The organism is Actinophytocola xanthii, from assembly GCF_001921205.1.
Taxonomy (GTDB): Bacteria; Actinomycetota; Actinomycetes; order Mycobacteriales; family Pseudonocardiaceae; genus Actinophytocola; species Actinophytocola xanthii.
The window spans coordinates 53,671-69,733 of sequence record NZ_MSIE01000040.1 but is presented as its reverse complement, the minus strand read 5'-3'; the positions used below and the strand labels follow the sequence as shown (position 1 = coordinate 69,733).

The window sequence follows — 16,063 nt, the reverse complement described above, 5'->3', positions numbered from 1 at the left end:
CCCGGACTTGTCCCTGTTGGTCGCCTTCGACAGCGAGTGTTCGGCCCGGTCGCGTACGTGTGGCTGGTTTGCGCCAGGTTCCCCTGAGGTGACGGTTCCGGAGGTTGCCCGATGAGCGCACCCACGACTCTGCACTACCCGTACGAGGTTCCGCGGTCGGCGGCGTTGTTCGAGCGGGCGCGGGAGGTGACGCCCGGCGGGGTGAACTCGCCCGTCCGCGCCTTCCAGGCCGTCGGCGGCACCCCGCGCTTCCTCACCGCCGGCGCCGGGCCGCTGGTGACCGACGCGGACGGGCGGGAGTACGTCGACCTGGTCAACTCGTGGGGAGCGCTGCTGCACGGGCACGCCGAGCCGACCGTGCTGGCCGCGGTCCGGGAGGCGGTCGAGCGCGGCACCACCTTCGGCGCGCCGACAACCGGCGAGGTGCGGCTGGCCGAGGCCATCGTCGGCCGCGTGCCGGCCGTCGAGCGGGTGCGGCTGGTCGGTTCCGGCACCGAGGCGACGATGTCGGCGATCCGGCTGGCCCGCGGGGTCACCGGACGCCCGGCGGTGGTCAAGTTCGCCGGGTGCTACCACGGGCACGTCGACGCGCTGCTCGCCTCGGCCGGCTCCGGTGCCATGACCCTGGGCCTGCCCGAGGGCGCCGGGGTGGCCGCGGCACAGGTCGCCGACACGATCGTGGTGCCCTTCAACGACATCGAGGCCGTCCGGGCGGCGTTCGAGCGGCACGGCGAGCGGATCGCCTGCCTGGTCACCGAGGCGGTCCCGGCGAACATGGGCGTCGTGCCGCCGAGGCCGGGGTTCACCGCAGCGCTGGCCGCGCTCTGCCGGGAGTACGGCGCGCTGTTCGTCGTGGACGAGGTGATCACGGGTTTCCGCGTCGGGCCGGGCGGCTGGTGCGAGCTGGAGGGCGTAGAGCCGGACCTGCTCACGTTCGGCAAGGCCATGGGGGGCGGGCTGCCCGCCGCGGCCTTCGGCGGCCGGGCCGAGCTGATGGACCGGCTGGCCCCGGACGGACCCGTGTACCAGGCGGGGACGCTGTCGGGGAACCCGCTGGCCACGGCGGCGGGCCTGGCCGCGCTGCGGCTGGCCGACGATGACCTGTACGCCCGGCTGGACACCGCGGCGAGCTCCATCGCCGACGCCGCCTCGGCGGCGCTGTCGGCGGTCGGGGTGGCGCACCGCGTGCAGCGCGCGGGAAACCTGTTCTCGGTGTTCTTCACCGGGGACGAGGTGACCGACCGGGCGGCGGCCGGCGCCCAGGACACCCGGGCCTACGCGGTGTTCTTCCACGCCATGCTGGCCCGCGGCGTCTACCTGCCGCCGTCGGCGTTCGAGGCGTGGTTCGTCTCCGGTGCCCTCGACGACGCCGCGCTCGCCCGCGTGCACGCCGCGCTCCCGGCCGCCGCCGAAGTCACCGCCGAAGCCACCCAGGAAGGGAGAGAGGAATGAGGCGTGTCGCGCCAGCCGCGCTGCTGGCCGTCCTGGTCGCCTGCGCACCCGAGGGGTCCGCCGAGGAGCCCGGCTTACAGGTGGTGACCACGGTCGCCCCCCTGACCAGCATCGTCGCCGACGTCGTCGGCGACCGGGGGCGGGTGACCGGCCTGGTGCCCGAGGGCACCAACAGCCACACCTTCGACCCGCCGCCGAGCGCGGGGGAGGCGCTGGCGCTCGCCGACGTCGTCTTCGTCAACGGTCTGCGGCTCGAGGAGCCGACCGTCGAGCTGGCCGAGCGGACCATCGAGTCCGGTACGCCGGTCGTCGAGCTGGGCTCGGTGCTGCCGGAGTCGGAGTACATCTACGACTTCTCGTTCCCGCGCGAGGAGGGCAAGCCCAACCCTCACCTGTGGACAGACCCGACCTTCGCCGCGCGGTACGCCGAGAAGGTGCGCGACACGCTGGTGGAGCTCGACCCCGACGGCGCCGAGGACTACCGGGCGAACGCGGCCGCGTTCGTGGCGCGGGCGGACGGGCTCGCCGACGCGCTGCGGGCCGACCAGGAGTCGCTGCCGCGGGAGCGGCGGGAGCTCCTGACCTACCACGACGCCTACGCCTACTTCGCCCGCACGTTCGGCTGGCGCGTGGTCGGCGCGATCCAGCCGGAGAACTTCGAGGACCCGACGCCGCGCGAGGTGGCCGCGCTGATCGACCAGGTGCGGCGCGAGGACGTGCGGGCGGTGTTCGGGTCGGAGGTCTTCCCGTCCAGGGTGCTCGAGCAGATCGGGGCGGCGACCGGGGTGCGGTACGTCGACGTGCTGCGCGACGACGACCTGCCCGGCGAGCCGGGGGACCCCGAGCATTCCTGGCTGGGCCTCATGCGGTTCGACTACGTGACGATGATCGAGGCGCTGGGCGGCAGCGCGCCGGCGCTGCGGGCACTGGAGATCGAGGACGTGAGCGCGGCCGATGCGCACTATCCCCAGTAGCCCGACCGAGGGGACGCTCGTCGAGCTGTCCGGAGTAGACCACTCCTACGGTGGCACGCCGGCGGTGTACGGCGTGGACCTGACCGTGACGCCGGAGGAGCTCACGGCCGTCGTCGGCCCGTCCGGCTCTGGCAAGACGACCCTGCTGCGGCTGCTGCTCGGCACGCTGCGCCCGACCCGGGGCGTCGTCCGCCGCCGGCCGGGGCTGGCGGTCGGCTACGTGCCCCAACTGGAGACGATCAACTGGGACTTCCCGGTGACCGTGCGGGAGTGCGTGCTGATGGCTCGCCGCCAGAGCAGACCGTGGCCGTGGCCGACCCGGGCCGAGCGGCTCGAGGTGGCCGAGGTGCTGGAGCGGTTGGGCATCGCGTCGGTGGCGGGCCGCCGGGTGCGGGAGCTGTCCGGTGGACAGCAGCAGCGGATGTTCCTGGCCAGGGCGCTGTTGCGTCGTCCGGCGCTGCTGCTCCTCGACGAGCCGACCAGCGGCCTGGACCTGGCCACCCGGCACGACATCCTGCACCTGCTCGGCGAGCTGAACCGTCGCGGGACGGCGATCCTGCTGACCACCCACGACCTCAACGGGATCGCCACCCACCTGCCGCGGGTGATCTGCCTGGCCCGGACCGTCGTCGCACACGGTCCACCGGAGTCGGTGATCCGCCCCGACATCCTCGAGCGCACCTTCGGCGCACGCCTCGAGGTCCTGGAGCACCTCGGCCTCCGCGTCGTGGTGGACCGCGAAGCAGGCCGGCGGGTGGGCGTCTCATGATCGATCCGTTCCGGTTCGAGTTCTTCGTCAACGGGGTGCTGGTGGCCACGCTCGCCGGGGCGCTCTGCGGGCTCACCGGCGTGTTCATCACCCTGCGCGGGATGTCCTACCTCGGGCACGGGTTGTCCCACTCGGTGTTCGGCGGGTTCGCCGCCGCCTCGCTGGTCCAGGTGGACTACTACCTCGCCGCCGGGGTGTGGGGGGTGGCCAGCGCACTGGTGATCAACCGGGTGGCCAGGTCCCGGGGTATCGGCTCGGACGCGGCGATCGGTGTCGTCACGACCGCCTCGTTCGCGCTCGGTGTCGCGTTGCTGACCGTCTTCGGCAGCCGCGGCCCCTCGTTCGACGCCGCCCTGTTCGGCTCGATCGTCGGGGTGCGGACGCTGGACGTGGTCGTGGTGGCGGGGGTTCTGGTCCTGGCGGTGGTGGCCGTCCTCACCCGCTACCGGGCGCTGCTGTTCACCACGTTCGACCCCGAGGTCGCCGCCGCCTCCGGGATCGCGGTGGGGCGGGTCGACGTGCTGCTGATGTGCGTGCTCTCGCTCGCGATCCTCGCCACCCTCACGATCATCGGGGTGACACTGGTGGCCGCGGCGTTGGTGGTCCCCGCGGTGGTCGCGCGGATGCTGGCCCGCACCTTCGCCCTCCTGCTCCCGGTCGCGGCCCTCGTCGGCGCCGGGACCGGGTTCGTCGGGATGAACCTCAGCTACCACGTCGACGTGCCGAGCGGGACGACGATCGTTCTGGTGGGTGCCGTGGTGTTCGCCGTCGTGTACGCCGGTACCGCCCGTTATCACCACTAATTTGCAATTGCCCTCAACCGCACTTAGGTCGACATCGGCATTGGGTCAGGGACTACGTTCGTGCATGAGCGCGTCGGAACTATGGGGCCAATTCGCACGTGGGGGAATCATCGATGTCCTTGGAGGCGAGTGTACCGCCGAGCCCGTTGGATTACGCGGAGGCATTACACGGACACATTCGACACCGATTCGCCAGAGCAGAGCCGCGGGAACGGGCGCTGGTATATCTCCGTGGAATTCTGGACCCGGTCGGCCGCCGGAACGGGTGGCAGCTCGCCGCGCAGGGCGGCGAGAAGTACCCGGACGGGATGCAGCGCCTGCTGAGCACGGCGCGGTGGAACGCGGACCGCGTGCGCGACGACGTCCGCGACTTCGTTCTCGGTCACGCCGCTGACCGGAACGCCGTACTGGTGGTTGACGAATGGCGTTTTCCGAAGCGGGGGCGCCGGTCGGTCGGCGTACACCTGGCCCAGTCCAGTGCGGGGCGGCGAACGGAAAACGTGCAGACCGGGTTGTTCTGCACCTATTCGTCACAGCGCGGCAGTTTTCTGGTCGACCGCGAGTTGTTCCTCCCCAAGGCGTGGATCGCCGATGCCGGTCTGCGCCGCGCGGCGCGCATTCCCGAGGAGCTGCCCTATCGGAGCCCGGCCGCCCTGGCGGCGGCGATGGTGGCGCGCGCGGTCGCGGCCAGGGTGCCGGGGCGGTGGGTCGCGGCCAGCGCGTCGGTCGTCGACGCCGGGCTGCGCCGGTTCTTCGAGAAGAACCACATGTGGTTCCTGGTAGGCGTGGCCAACGCGGAGAAGCTGCCGGTGGTCATCGCCGACCGCCGCGAGCGGCAGTCCGCCGAGTCGCTGGCGGCGTTGCTGGAGGGGGACGCCTGGTCCGGCCAGCCGAGGCCGTGGAGCTCCTACGAGTGGACCAGGGTGCGCCTGGCGCCCGGCCGGCCCGCCCGTCCGGTCCGCTGGCTGCTGCTGCGCCGCGACGCCGGCACCCGCGACAACCTGCACGCCTACCTGTGCCAGGCGGCGCCGGCGACGACGCTGCCCGAGCTGGTCGAGGTCGCCCTGGTGCTCGAGCGCAACCGGTACGTGCTGGCGGCGGCCTGCTCGGGGGCCGGGCTGGACGAGTACGAGGTACGCCACTGGACCGGCTGGTACCGCTACACCACGCTCGCGCTCGCCGCGCACAACTGCCTGGAGCTCGCCGGACCCCGTACCGAGCCGGCCACCCCGGTCCCCATCCCCCGCCAGGGCGGCGCACACCGCCCCACCCGCTCCCGGCGCTCCGCCCCCGGCGGGGAGCGTGACCCAGCTCCGGGGCCGGTGGCCCGGCCCGGTCCCGTGCCCGAAGCCCGCACCCCGTTCCCCGACGCCGGCACCGAGTCCGCCGGCGGTCCCGACCCCGACCCCGAGGAGGAGTCATGCCCGAGCCCGATCCGGGCCCCGTCGAGCACGCCAGACGTGCCATGTGCGAACAGGTGCGCCAGTACCTCGAGCTTCGTGAGCGGCACGGGCCGGCCGAGGCGCGGGAGATCGCCCTTTCCGGTCTTCCCGAGCGGCAGGCGGCCCGGCTCGGTCCGCTGATCGGGTCGGCGTCCCTGGCCGAGGGGCTCTCCGCCGCGGTGCCGGGCCTGGCCGCGGTCGGCATCACCACCGACTTCGTCGACGTCTCCACCGAGGCCGAGGACGCGGCGCTGGAGATCATGCTGACCTGCACCTGCCGCGTCGCCGCCGAAGGGCTCGGACTCGCCGAGACCGAGGCCGAGCCAGTGCTGTGCGAGCTGGACCTGCTCGCCACCGAACGCGCCTTCCCCGACCTGGACGTGCGGGTGCTCGCCCGCCAGACCGACCGGCGCAACGTCTGCGTCTTCCGTTTCGCCCGCCCTCGATTGGAGACCACATGAACCGGCTGACCGCCAACCTCCTGCTCACCGCCGGCCTGCTGCTGCACATCCCGGTCGTGCTCACCAGGGCCAACGCCAGCCGAGGCAAGGCGCCGACGCTGCCCGACGGCAACATCTCCTTCGCCTTCTACGGCGCGATCGACGAGCCGGGAGAGGTCCGGACCGTGCGTGCGGAGCTGCGCGCGGACCAGCAGCTGTTCGTCGAGCTGCTGATCCCCAAGCTGAGCCCGGAGCAGGACCTGGCCGAGGAGGACCTGCCGTTCCTGACCATCGTCTCGCCCTCGGGACAGGAGCGGGTGCTGCGCGCCTCCCGGCGGGAGACCTTCGACGAGCCCTACACCCAGACCTCCTACCTGAGCTACCTCACCGGGCGGTTCCCGGCCGAGGAAGGCACCTACACCCTCTCGGTCTCCGGTTCGTCCCCCGCCCGCTTCGCGCTGGCGGTCGGCGACGACGAGCGCCCGGGTGAGGTTCTCGGCGTTCCGATCGGGTCGGTGGAGGACGTGCACCACTGGTACGAGGCGGAGGCCAGCGTGATCCGCTGAGGCGTGGCGGGACGGGGTGGTGGCGGCTCCGCGACCACCCCGTTCGGCGCTACGATCGGCGCGGGCATCGGCAGGGAGGACACCGTGGTGGGCAGGCTGGGCGAGCTGGAGCGCGCGGTGATGGAGGTCCTGTGGGACCGCGGCGAACCCTGCGTCGTCCGGGACGTCGCCGGTGCGCTGGCCAACCGGCAGCTCGCCTACACCACTGTGATGACCGTGCTGGACCGGCTGGCGAAGAAGGGCGTCGTTCGGCGCCACCGGGACGGCCGGGCCTGGCGGTACGAGCCGACCAACAGCCGCGAGGGCTACATCGCCCAGCTCATGCTCGACGCGCTCGACCTGACCGGCGACCGGGACGCCGCGCTCACCCGCTTCGCGCTGTCGGTGAGCAGTCCCGAGGTCCAGGTGCTCAGCCAGGCGCTCGAACGCGCCGCGCGCCGCGAGCCGGAGGACCCCGCGCCGGCATGAACGCGACGCTGCACCTGCTGACGACCCTCCTGCTGTGCACGGCGCTGGTGCGCCCGCTGGCCGCGGCGAGGTGGGTGTGGCGTTCTCCGCGCACCGGCATCCTGCTGTGGCAGATGCTGCTGCTGACCTGGGTGCTGTGCGCGGTCGGCGCGGTGTTCGCGATCGGCCTGTCGCCCTACGACCCCGACATCCCCACCGCCGTCGAACGCCTGCTGGCCGGCACCCGCCCGGCCGGGCTCTCCCCGTGGCACCTCGCCGTGGTCGGCGCCGGGCTGGTGCTGGCGTCGGTCCTGTTGGCCTCGCTCGCCTGGTCGTGGGTCCGGGTGCTGCACACCCGGCGGCGCCACCGGCAGGTGCTCTCCCTGGTGGCCCGGGAGGAGTCCGCTCTGCCCGGCGTGCTGATCCTGGACCACCCGCTCACCGTGGCCTACTGCCTGCCGGGGTTGCGGGCTCAGGTCGTGCTCAGCTCGGGGACCCTGTCGGCGCTCTCCCCGGACGAGGTCGCCGCCGTGCTGGCCCACGAGCAGACCCACGCCCGGGAGCGGCACGACCTGGTGCTGCTGCCGTTCGCCGCGCTGCGCCGGCTGCTGCCGAGGAGCAGCCTGGTGGCCGGGGCGGCCGAGGCGGTGGCGCTGCTGGTGGAGATGCGTGCCGACGAGGGGGCCTGCCGCGCCCGGTGCGCGGCCTCGCTCGCGGCGGCGCTGCGCCGGTTCAACCTCACCGCGGTCGCGCCACCGCCCGGCGCGATCGGCATGGCCGACGGCGCGGTCGCCGCCCGGCTGTCCCGGCTCGGTTCGGCCCTCCGGCCGCTCCCGCTCGCCGTGCGTTGGCTGGTGCTGGTCACCGGGGCGGTACTGGTGTCGACCCCGCTCAGCTTCCTCGTCGTCTGAGCGGTCCGAGGCGGCCGCCGCGATCTACTACGCGGCGTAGGACTAAGATCCGTCCGAGCCGACCTCGAGGAGTCGTGATGCCCGAGCTGCCCGGTACGGCGATGCTGAGTGACTGGCTGTTCACCAGCGCCGTCGGCGTCTACATGCTGGCCGCGCTGCTCAGCGCGGGGGAGTACGTCCTCGGGCGCTATCCCGTGCGGCGGGCCGCGGCCGCGAGGCCGGCTCCGGTGGCCGTCGGTGCCGCCGCCGGGGGTGCGGCACCGACGGCGGCACCGCCCCCGGCCGACCCGCCGCCGGCACCCGCCACCCTGCCCGCGCGGCTGGGCCGGATGGGGGTCGCCCTGACCGTGCTCGGCGCGCTGCTGCACCTGAGCTCGGTGGTGCTGCGCGGGGCGGCGACCGGCCGGATCCCCTGGGGCAACATGTACGAGTACATGTCGGCGGTCGGGTTGGTCGCGGTCCTCGCCTGGCTTTACGTGCTGCGCCGGCACCCGGTCCGGCGGGTGGCCGTGTTCGTGCTGCTGCCGGTGTCACTGCTGCTGTTCCTCGCCGGCAACTTGCTCTACACGGAGGTCGCGCCGCTCCAGCCGGCCCTGCGCTCCTACTGGATCGTGATCCATGTGGCGGCGGCGATCATGGCCAGCGGGGTCTTCCTGGTCTCCGGGGTCGCCAGCGCCCTGCACCTGGTCAGCGAGGGACGGCTGGGCACGCTCACCGAGGAGGCCAGCGGCGCGGCCGGGTCCACCGGGGACGGACGACGCTCCGGGCAGGACCGCGCGCCGGCGTCGCGCGCGGACCGCCTGCCCCCGCCGGAGTTCCTCGACCGTCTCGCCTACCGCAGCGGGGTGTTCGGCTTCATCACGATCACCTTCGCGATCGTCACCGGCGCCATCTGGGCGGAGTCGGCCTGGGGTCGGTACTGGGGCTGGGATCCCAAGGAGACCGTCGCGTTCGTCACCTGGGTCTGCTACGCGGCCTACCTGCACGCGCGGGCGACGTCGGGCTGGCGGCGGCGCCGGGCGGCCTGGCTCAACATCGTCGGTCTGGTGATCGTCCTGTTCAACCTGTTCTTCGTGAACCTCGTCGTCGCGGGACTGCATTCCTACGCCGGCGGCTGACCCCGGCACGCGTTTGTGCATTGGGCGGATCGGGGTACTCGGCCGGGGTGAATGACCAGGTCGTAATCTTCGCTCCCTCGCCGCAGGTAACGGTGACGGTCGAGCAGGTCGAGGGCAATGCCGACGTCCACCTGCACGCCGGGGGCCAGGGTTTCTGGCAGGCGCGCATGATCACCGCGCTCGGCTCGCGGGTGATCCTCTGCTGTGCGCTGGGCGGGGAGCCCGGGCAGGTGCTGCGGCACCTGATGGACGTCCCCGACATCGAGGTGCGCGCCAGGGACGTGCTGGCCCGCAACGGGGCCTATGTGCACGACCGGCGGGACGGGGACCGCGAGTCGGTGGCGGAGATGATCCCGGACAAGCTCACCCGCCACGAGCTCGACGACCTGTACGAGATGACCGTCGTCGCCGGGCTGGGCGCGGGTGTCGCCGTGCTCAGCGGCTCGGCCGACACCGCGACCGAGGAGGTCGTGCCGATCTCGGTGTACCAACGGCTGACGACCGACCTGACCCGCAACGGGTGCGACGTGGTGGTGGATCTGGCGGGCGCGCGGTTGGAGTCCGCGCTGAAGGGCACCCCCACGGTCGTGAAGGTCAGCCACGAGGAGCTGCAGGAGGACGGCCGCGCCAAGTCCGACTCCCTCGACGACCTGCTCTCCGCCGCACGGGAGATCGCCGAGACGGGTGTCGGGCTGGTCGTCGTGTCCCGCGCCGCCGATCCGACGCTCGCCGTGTTCGACGGCGAGGCGGTCACGATGCGTGCCCCGTCGTTCGAACCGGTCGACACCAGGGGCGGCGGCGACTCGATGACCGCCGGCATCGCCGCGGCGCTCGCCCAGAAGGCCGACGTGCGGACCGCGCTGCGCCTGGGCGCCGCGGCCGGCGCGCTCAACATCACCAGGCACGGCCTGGGCACCGGCAGCGGCGACGCCGTGCGCGCGCTGGCCGAACGGGTCGAGATCGAGCAGATCGAGGAGAAGAAGCGATGACGCCGCGGGTGCTGGTGACCAACGACGACGGGATCGACTCACCCGGTCTGCACGCGCTGGTCCGGTGCGCGCTGGAGCTCGGGTGGGACCCGGTCGTCGCCGCGCCGGTCACCGAGTCCAGCGGTACCAGTGCCGGCCTGACCGCCGCCAAGGACGCCCGCCAGGTCGCCGTCGAGCGCCGTCGGCTGCCGGGCCTGGAGGAGGTCACGGCCTACGCGGTGGCCGCACACCCCGGGCTCATCGCCCTGATCGCCTGCCACGACGGGTTCGGCGGCCGGCCGGACCTGCTGCTGTCGGGCGTTAACCGGGGCGCCAACGTGGGGCGGGCCATCCTGCACTCCGGAACCGTCGGCGCCGCCCTCACCGCCGCGGTGAACCGTTCCCGGGCCGTCGCAGTGTCCCTCGACACGGAGATCGAGGAGGTCACCGACCCGCACTGGGCCACGGCGGCGACCCTGGTCCGCGACCTGCTGCCGAAGGTGGCCGAGATGGCCCCGGGCACGGTCGTGAACGTCAACGTGCCCGACCGCCCGGTGGACGAGGTGCGTGAGCTGCGCTGGGGTCGGCTGGCCAGCTACGGGCGCGTCCAGAGCAAGATCACCCAGCTCGGCGAGGACCTGATCGAGGTGGGCAACGTCGTGGTCGAGGGCGAGCTCGAGGAGGGCACCGACGCCGCCCTGCTCGCCCAGGGCCACGCCACCGCGACCCCGCTGACCCCCGTCACCGAGGACGAGCAGGTCCTGTCGACCTTCTCCTGACCGGCCGCGCCCCGTTTCGCCGCCCCGGTACCGCGGGCGGGTCGTAGGGCGCGTCCGCACAGTCCCGGTCGATGGGCTTGGTGATCCAGGTCGTCGCTGGCAAGGCGGAGGGCAGGCCTCGTACCGGGTCGTACTCGGCCTGTCCGACAACGCCGCCAGCGGCGGGCTGGGCGCGAAGACCGCGACCGAGGGCTGTGCGGACGTGCCCTGGATCCCGCCGGCGGTTCCCGGTCGGCTCGTGCCCGTCTCGGGCGGGCTCTCCGCCCGCCCTTCCTGAGCCATCCCACCACCGCGTAGACCGAGCGGTTGGTCACCTCGCCGCGGTCGAACGTGGCCCACAATCGACCGCGACGGCGTCGGCGCGGGATACCGGATCGAGGCGGGTTTCCCCCGGACCGTGATTTCTCCGGTCACCCGCCGACAGATCACCTCGCGCCCGAGGTGGGCCGCTCACACCGCCTCGACCACACCCCGTCTCGTTGTGAGTGCGGAAAGTTCTTCGTTTCCGGCAGTGCTCGTGGCGTCTCGCGGCGAGTTCTCGGGCGTGCGGAGAGGGGGTGGATGTCCGATTCCTTACTACCAGTCGTAGTCATCCGGCTCTCAATCGTTGCCGCGGAGGATGCGCGAGGGGCTTGTGGCTGGCAGGCTGGAGAGATCTAATCTTCAGAATGAGGCGCTGATCTCGGTACCCCCTGTTGGTTTACCTCCGACCTCTTGCTATCTTCAGGAAGTGATAGCCGTATTCGCGGCCACATCTCAGAAGGGCTCCCCCCATGGCTCAGAAGGTTCTTGTCCAACTGGTAGACGATCTGACCGGTGCGACCTCCAGTGACATCTCGACGGTCCAGTTCGGACTTGACGGGGCGAACTACGAGATCGACCTCACCGAGGACAACGCGGAGCGCCTGCGTGCGACGCTCGCCCAGTACGTGGACTCCGCCCGTCGGACCGGTGGCCGGATCAAGCGCGGCACCAAGCCGACCAACGGCAGCTCCGCCAACGGGGAGGCCGGCCAGGTTCGCGAGTGGGCTCAGCAGAACGGCTTCGAACTGTCCGCCCGGGGTCGCATTCCCGGTCACGTCATCGACGCCTACAAAGAGGCCCAGTCCGCCGAGAAGCCCGCGCCCAAGCGGCGTGCGCGCAAGAAGAGCTGAGCCGGGAATCCTCCCCGGAGCTCGCTGACCCGCCCTGAGAAAGTCATTCCGGCCGGCGCCGGGAAATCAGCGGTCGGTCACGGAGCCGTGGGCGAGGTGGAGGTGCCTGGTCGTGTGCACGGCCTCGAGCATGCGGCGGTCGTGCGTCACCAGCAGCAGCGTGCCCGGATACGTGGCGAGGGCGGACTCCAGCTGCTCGATCGCGGGGAGATCGAGGTGGTTGGTCGGCTCGTCGAGCACCAGCAGGTTCACCCCTCGGGCCTGCAGCAGAGCGAGCGCGGCCCGCGTGCGCTCGCCCGGCGAGAGGCTGCCCGCCGGGCGCGGAACGTGCGCCGCGGTCAGCCCGAACTTCGCGAGCAGGGTGCGGATCTCGGCCGGCGGCCAGGTGGGCAGCTGGGCCTCGAACGCGGCCAGCAGCGTGCGCTCGCCGGTGAACAGCGCCCGGGCCTGGTCGACCTCGCCGACCCGGACGCCGGGGCCGAGCGCGGCCTCGCCGGCCGCGAGCTCGACACGGCCCAGCATCGCGGCGATCAGCGTGGACTTGCCCGCGCCGTTCGAGCCGGTGATCGCGACCCGGTCCGCCCAGTCCACCTGCAGGTCGACCGGGCCGAGGGTGAACTCGCCACGACGGACCACCGCGCCGCGCAGGGTCGCGACGACCGCGCCGGATCGCGGTGCCGCCGCGATCCGCATGCGCAGCTCCCACTCCTTGCGCGGCTCCTCGACGGCCTCGAGCCGCTCGATGAGCCGGTCGGTCTGGCGTGCCTTCGAGGCCTGCTTCTCGGTGGCCTCGATGCGCTTGCCGCGACCCACCTTGTCGTTGTCGGGCGCCTTGCGGCGGGCGTTGCGCACCCCCTTGTCCATCCACGCCCGCTGGGTGCGCGCCCGCAGCTCCAGCGCCGCCCGGGTCTCGGCGTACTCCTCGTAGCGCTCACGGGCGTGCCGGCGGGAGACCGCCCGCTCGGCCAGGTAGGACTCGTACCCCCCGCCGTAGGTGTTGACCTGGTGCTGGGCCAGGTCCAGCTCGACGACGCTGGTGACGGTCCTGGCGAGGAACTCCCGGTCGTGGCTGACGAGCACCGTCGCCGCCCGCAGACCCGCGACGAACGCCTCCAGCCGGTCGAGGCCGGCGAGGTCGAGGTCGTTGGTCGGCTCGTCCAGCAGGAACACGTCGTAGCGCGACAGCAGCAGCGAGGCCATCCCGGCACGGGCGGCCTGCCCGCCGGACAGGGTGCCCATCGGGAGGTCGAGGTCGACCGCGAGCCCCAGATCGGCCAGGACGTCCGACATCCGCTCGTCGAGGTCGGCGCCGCCGAGCGCGAGCCACCGCTCCAACGCCTCGGCGTACACCTCGTCGGCCCCGGCCTCCTGCTCGGCGAGGGCGACGGTCGCGTCATCGAGGACGGCCTGCGCGGCGGTGACCCCGGTTCGCCGGCCGAGGAAGGCGCGGACCGTCTCGTCCGACCGCCGGTCCCGCTCCTGGGGCAGGTAGCCGACCGAGGCCGTGGGCGGGTTCAGCGAGACCGAGCCCTCCTCCGGCGCGGCGAGTCCGGCGAGCACCCGCAGCAGCGTCGACTTCCCGGCACCGTTGGCCCCGACCAGCCCGACGACGTCGCCCGGCGCCACGACGAGGTCCAGCCCCGAGAAGAGCAGCCGGTCGCCGTGCCCGGCCGCGAGCCCCTTGGCCACCATCGTCGCGCTCACCGGTGCTCACCGTCCAGGTAGGTCCACTGCCCGTCCTCGCGGCGGAAGCGGGAGTGCTCGTGCAGGACGCCGGGCCTCCCGTCGCGCCGGTGGTGGGCGCGGAACTCGACGGTGCCGGTCGCGTGCAGCGGCCCGCCGCCGGTGGCCGACACGATCTCCAGCCGCTCCCAGCGCAGCGCGGCGTCGAGTGTCAGCTCGCGCGGCCGGGTGCTGGAGTGCCAGGTCCGCAACAGGTAGGCGCCGTCACCGACGGCGAAGGCGCTGTACCGGGACCGCATGAGCGCGGTCGCGGTCGGCGCCGTCGTGGCACCGGAGTGCAGGGGCGCGCAACAGTCGTCGAAGGCCGAACCGGTCCCGCATGGACACTTCACCCGACCATTGTCCCGGTGTCACGGCACCCGACCGACGGCCGCCCAGAGCAGGGAGTACCCAGGTGTGGGGAGGGAGATGGGGCGGACCCCCGGGCCGGTCTCCTCCGGGTGCCAGTCGGGGCCCCAGGCCCAGCCCGGCTCGAGCAGCTCGAAGCCGTCGAGCAGCGCGGAGATCTCGGTCCGCCCCCGGGTGACGACGTTGCTGGCGCTCTCCTCCTCGAACGACCGGGCGAGCGTGACGAGCTGCGCGGCCACCTCCGCCGGCACCCCCTCGCTGGTGACGTGGGAGAGCGCGAGGAACGACCCCGGGGGGAGCAGCTCGCGGAACCGGGCCACCGAGCGGGCGCTCACGTCGTCGCCGTCCGGCCCCGGCTGGTGGTGGTGCAGCACGGCGAACAGCAGCAGCGCCACCGGCTTGTCGAGGTCGATCTGCTCGGTGTCCAGGACCGCGGCCCAGAGGCCGTCGGGGTCGCGCAGGTCCGCGTTGACCACCGCGTGCCGCCGCTGGTCACCCTGCCGGTCGAGCAGCACCTCGGTGTGCGCGACGACGATCGCGTCGCGGTCCACGTAGACCACCCGCGCGTCTGGAGCGCGGCCCTCCGCGGCGGCGAACTCGTCGACGACCTCGTGCGTGCAGCCCGGGATGGGCTCGCCGGAGCCGATGTCGACGAACTGGCGCACGCCGAGCCGGTACAGGTGGCGCACGGCGCGGTTGTTGAACACCCGGCTGGCCAGGGCGATGTCCGGCAGCGACGGGTAGTCGTCCACCATCCGGTCGGCGAGCTCGCGGTCGATCGACCAGTTGGAGCTGCCGCCGAGCCAGCGGTCGTGTACCCGGGGGGCGGCCGGCCGTCCGAGCTCGAGCTCGGCCGGCGGGACGCCGTCGTCTCCGGTCATGGGGCTCCGTTCGGGCAGGTTGTTCATTGCTTCGGACTCCGCCATCCCGCGCGTGCGCGATCGATCAGCTCTTCCAGGAACTTCCTGCTGTCCTCGGTTCCGAGTGCCGCGTGGTGGACCCGCTGCCAGTACAGCTCGCGCTCGGCGACGGGTTTCGGCGACCGGAAGATCTTCCCTTCCGTCGCGTACTCGACGTAGGCCAGGTCCTTGTTGCCGTCGGTGAACTTCAGCACGGTGAAGTCCGCGTCCAGGAACGGGATGTCCGCGTCGAAGGTGAGGATGTGCACCGACACCTGCTCGTAGGTCTCGTCGAGGGTGAGCAGGTGCTCGGCCTGGTCGATGACCAGCGCCGGCGTGCGTCCGCCCGGCATCCGGTGCAGCGAGGACTCGCTCAGGATGACGCGGTAGCGCGGGGCGTTCTCGGTGGTGAACAGGCGGGCGCGTTGTTGCCGGTCGAAGAGCAGCGCGGCGAGGTCGGTCGGGTCACCGGCCTTGCTGAACTGGGAGAGCGTGTAGTACTCCGACTGCAGCAGGCCCGGAATCCGCTCGCTGTGCAGCGCGAGGATCTCGCTGGCCCGCGGCTCGAGTTCGAGCAGCTGCAGGAACGCGCTGTTGGGGAGCGAGCCCGCGGGACGACCTGGGGCACCCGGCGCGGCGAGGACCTTGACCCGGTTGACCAGTTCGTCGGAGGCCTGGTAGATCTCCAGCAGACGGCTGAGGTCCTTCGGGCTGATCGCGCACTGCGTGGTCTCGATCTTGTTGATCTTGCCCTGTCGACAGCCCAGCTCCTCGGCGGCCCGCTCCTGCGTCATGCCGGCGGCCCGGCGCGCGTCACGTAATGCCGCGCCGAGCTTCCCTCGCCGCACCGCGGCCGTGCCTGCCCTGGTCACTCAGCGAACGATCTCCCCGATGAATGCGGCCCACTGGTGGCGGGAGAACACGAGTGGGGCCGCGCCGACGTTCTTCGAGTCCCGAACCCCGACGTCATCGGAGCCGACCCTGATTTCTACACAGTTGTTCTGCGGAGTGCAACGACTGGCCCGTCGCCACCCGCGGGGGTGCTTCCCGCCTCTCGCCTGCGTGATCGTCATTGATCATCTCCGTCCCCGAGCCGACCGGACGGATTAATCGTGCGGGTAGATTAATCGGATCGCAAGCCCTGTTTTCGGCCGCTTGGTTCCTATCCTTCGAATCATCCGCAGGAATTTGCGCGGGTGTGCTCGTTCCTTGATCGGTCGGCGCCGAGTCGGCCGTTTCGGCGCTATGAT

Annotated in this window: 18 protein-coding genes; 13 read left to right on the top strand and 5 right to left on the bottom strand. The window is 72.4% G+C overall.

Features of this window, described 5'->3' with window-relative positions; all coding sequences use genetic code 11:
• Positions 1 to 111: 111 nt before the first annotated feature.
• From hemL to BU204_RS21480, 13 genes are all read left to right on the top strand, one after another.
• Entirely contained in the window at positions 112 to 1,452 is a 1,341-nt protein-coding gene (hemL, locus tag BU204_RS21540) for a glutamate-1-semialdehyde 2,1-aminomutase (RefSeq protein ID WP_075127522.1), read from the top strand.
• Entirely contained in the window at positions 1,449 to 2,426 is a 978-nt protein-coding gene (locus BU204_RS21535) for a metal ABC transporter substrate-binding protein (protein WP_075127521.1), read from the top strand. Before hemL ends, BU204_RS21535 begins: the two co-directional genes overlap by 4 nt.
• Positions 2,407 to 3,195, top strand: a complete 789-nt coding sequence (locus BU204_RS21530; RefSeq protein WP_075127520.1) for a metal ABC transporter ATP-binding protein — start codon at positions 2,407 to 2,409, stop codon at positions 3,193 to 3,195. Before BU204_RS21535 ends, BU204_RS21530 begins: the two co-directional genes overlap by 20 nt.
• Positions 3,192 to 3,998, top strand: coding sequence for a metal ABC transporter permease (locus tag BU204_RS21525; RefSeq protein ID WP_075127519.1), 807 nt, complete (start codon positions 3,192 to 3,194; stop codon positions 3,996 to 3,998). Before BU204_RS21530 ends, BU204_RS21525 begins: the two co-directional genes overlap by 4 nt.
• Positions 3,999 to 4,111: 113 nt before the next feature.
• Positions 4,112 to 5,581, top strand: coding sequence for an IS701 family transposase (locus BU204_RS21520; protein ID WP_083661499.1), 1,470 nt, complete (start codon positions 4,112 to 4,114; stop codon positions 5,579 to 5,581).
• On the top strand, positions 5,476 to 5,901 hold the full coding sequence (locus BU204_RS40180) for a hypothetical protein (protein WP_075127517.1): 426 nt from the start codon (positions 5,476 to 5,478) through the stop codon (positions 5,899 to 5,901). The genes BU204_RS21520 and BU204_RS40180 overlap by 106 nt, the downstream gene beginning before the upstream one ends.
• Entirely contained in the window at positions 5,898 to 6,446 is a 549-nt protein-coding gene (locus BU204_RS21510; RefSeq protein WP_075127516.1) for a hypothetical protein, read from the top strand. Before BU204_RS40180 ends, BU204_RS21510 begins: the two co-directional genes overlap by 4 nt.
• Before the next feature lie 87 nt (positions 6,447 to 6,533).
• Entirely contained in the window at positions 6,534 to 6,914 is a 381-nt protein-coding gene (locus BU204_RS21505) for a BlaI/MecI/CopY family transcriptional regulator (RefSeq protein ID WP_075127577.1), read from the top strand.
• Positions 6,911 to 7,804: a M56 family metallopeptidase gene (locus tag BU204_RS21500; RefSeq protein ID WP_075127515.1), complete on the top strand. Its 894-nt coding sequence runs from the start codon at positions 6,911 to 6,913 to the stop codon at positions 7,802 to 7,804. The genes BU204_RS21505 and BU204_RS21500 overlap by 4 nt, the downstream gene beginning before the upstream one ends.
• 77 nt (positions 7,805 to 7,881) lie before the next feature.
• On the top strand, positions 7,882 to 8,922 hold the full coding sequence (gene ccsB, locus BU204_RS21495) for a c-type cytochrome biogenesis protein CcsB (RefSeq protein ID WP_075127514.1): 1,041 nt from the start codon (positions 7,882 to 7,884) through the stop codon (positions 8,920 to 8,922).
• Between the two features lie 92 nt (positions 8,923 to 9,014).
• Positions 9,015 to 9,911 carry a PfkB family carbohydrate kinase gene (locus BU204_RS21490; RefSeq protein WP_233160448.1) on the top strand — a complete coding sequence of 299 codons (897 nt, stop codon included), beginning with the start codon at positions 9,015 to 9,017 and terminating at the stop codon, positions 9,909 to 9,911.
• Positions 9,908 to 10,669: a 5'/3'-nucleotidase SurE gene (gene surE, locus BU204_RS21485; RefSeq protein WP_075127512.1), complete on the top strand. Its 762-nt coding sequence runs from the start codon at positions 9,908 to 9,910 to the stop codon at positions 10,667 to 10,669. The genes BU204_RS21490 and surE overlap by 4 nt, the downstream gene beginning before the upstream one ends.
• Before the next feature lie 773 nt (positions 10,670 to 11,442).
• A complete protein-coding gene (locus tag BU204_RS21480) occupies positions 11,443 to 11,823 on the top strand; it encodes a histone-like nucleoid-structuring protein Lsr2 (protein ID WP_075127511.1) in 381 nt (126 codons plus the stop codon).
• A gap of 66 nt (positions 11,824 to 11,889) precedes the next feature.
• Here BU204_RS21480 and BU204_RS21475 read toward each other — a convergent pair whose 3' ends face one another.
• Genes BU204_RS21475 through BU204_RS21455 form a run of 5 tightly spaced genes read right to left on the bottom strand, consistent with a single transcriptional unit; the run spans position 11,890 to position 15,886 of the window.
• Positions 11,890 to 13,527 carry an ABC-F family ATP-binding cassette domain-containing protein gene (locus BU204_RS21475; RefSeq protein WP_075127510.1) on the bottom strand — a complete coding sequence of 546 codons (1,638 nt, stop codon included), beginning with the start codon at positions 13,525 to 13,527 and terminating at the stop codon, positions 11,890 to 11,892.
• Complete coding sequence (locus tag BU204_RS21470) at positions 13,524 to 13,898, bottom strand: YchJ family protein (RefSeq protein ID WP_075127509.1); 375 nt, start codon at positions 13,896 to 13,898, stop codon at positions 13,524 to 13,526. The genes BU204_RS21475 and BU204_RS21470 overlap by 4 nt, the downstream gene beginning before the upstream one ends.
• Before the next feature lie 18 nt (positions 13,899 to 13,916).
• Positions 13,917 to 14,795: an SAM-dependent methyltransferase gene (locus BU204_RS21465; protein WP_083661506.1), complete on the bottom strand. Its 879-nt coding sequence runs from the start codon at positions 14,793 to 14,795 to the stop codon at positions 13,917 to 13,919.
• A gap of 23 nt (positions 14,796 to 14,818) precedes the next feature.
• Positions 14,819 to 15,685, bottom strand: a complete 867-nt coding sequence (locus tag BU204_RS21460) for a helix-turn-helix domain-containing protein (protein ID WP_143229638.1) — start codon at positions 15,683 to 15,685, stop codon at positions 14,819 to 14,821.
• Complete coding sequence (locus tag BU204_RS21455; RefSeq protein ID WP_075127507.1) at positions 15,686 to 15,886, bottom strand: DUF397 domain-containing protein; 201 nt, start codon at positions 15,884 to 15,886, stop codon at positions 15,686 to 15,688.
• Positions 15,887 to 16,063 lie beyond the last annotated feature (177 nt).

Coding starts and splice junctions, on each gene's coding strand:
- BU204_RS21465 (WP_083661506.1), bottom strand. CDS start 14,795: ATGACCGGAGACGACGGCGTCCCGCCGGCCGAGCTCGAGCTCGGACGG.
- BU204_RS21480 (WP_075127511.1), top strand. CDS start 11,443: ATGGCTCAGAAGGTTCTTGTCCAACTGGTAGACGATCTGACCGGTGCG.
- surE (WP_075127512.1), top strand. CDS start 9,908: ATGACGCCGCGGGTGCTGGTGACCAACGACGACGGGATCGACTCACCC.
- hemL (WP_075127522.1), top strand. CDS start 112: ATGAGCGCACCCACGACTCTGCACTACCCGTACGAGGTTCCGCGGTCG.
- BU204_RS21530 (WP_075127520.1), top strand. CDS start 2,407: ATGCGCACTATCCCCAGTAGCCCGACCGAGGGGACGCTCGTCGAGCTG.
- ccsB (WP_075127514.1), top strand. CDS start 7,882: ATGCCCGAGCTGCCCGGTACGGCGATGCTGAGTGACTGGCTGTTCACC.
- BU204_RS21455 (WP_075127507.1), bottom strand. CDS start 15,886: ATGACGATCACGCAGGCGAGAGGCGGGAAGCACCCCCGCGGGTGGCGA.
- BU204_RS21500 (WP_075127515.1), top strand. CDS start 6,911: ATGAACGCGACGCTGCACCTGCTGACGACCCTCCTGCTGTGCACGGCG.
- BU204_RS21525 (WP_075127519.1), top strand. CDS start 3,192: ATGATCGATCCGTTCCGGTTCGAGTTCTTCGTCAACGGGGTGCTGGTG.
- BU204_RS21520 (WP_083661499.1), top strand. CDS start 4,112: ATGTCCTTGGAGGCGAGTGTACCGCCGAGCCCGTTGGATTACGCGGAG.
- BU204_RS21535 (WP_075127521.1), top strand. CDS start 1,449: ATGAGGCGTGTCGCGCCAGCCGCGCTGCTGGCCGTCCTGGTCGCCTGC.
- BU204_RS21510 (WP_075127516.1), top strand. CDS start 5,898: ATGAACCGGCTGACCGCCAACCTCCTGCTCACCGCCGGCCTGCTGCTG.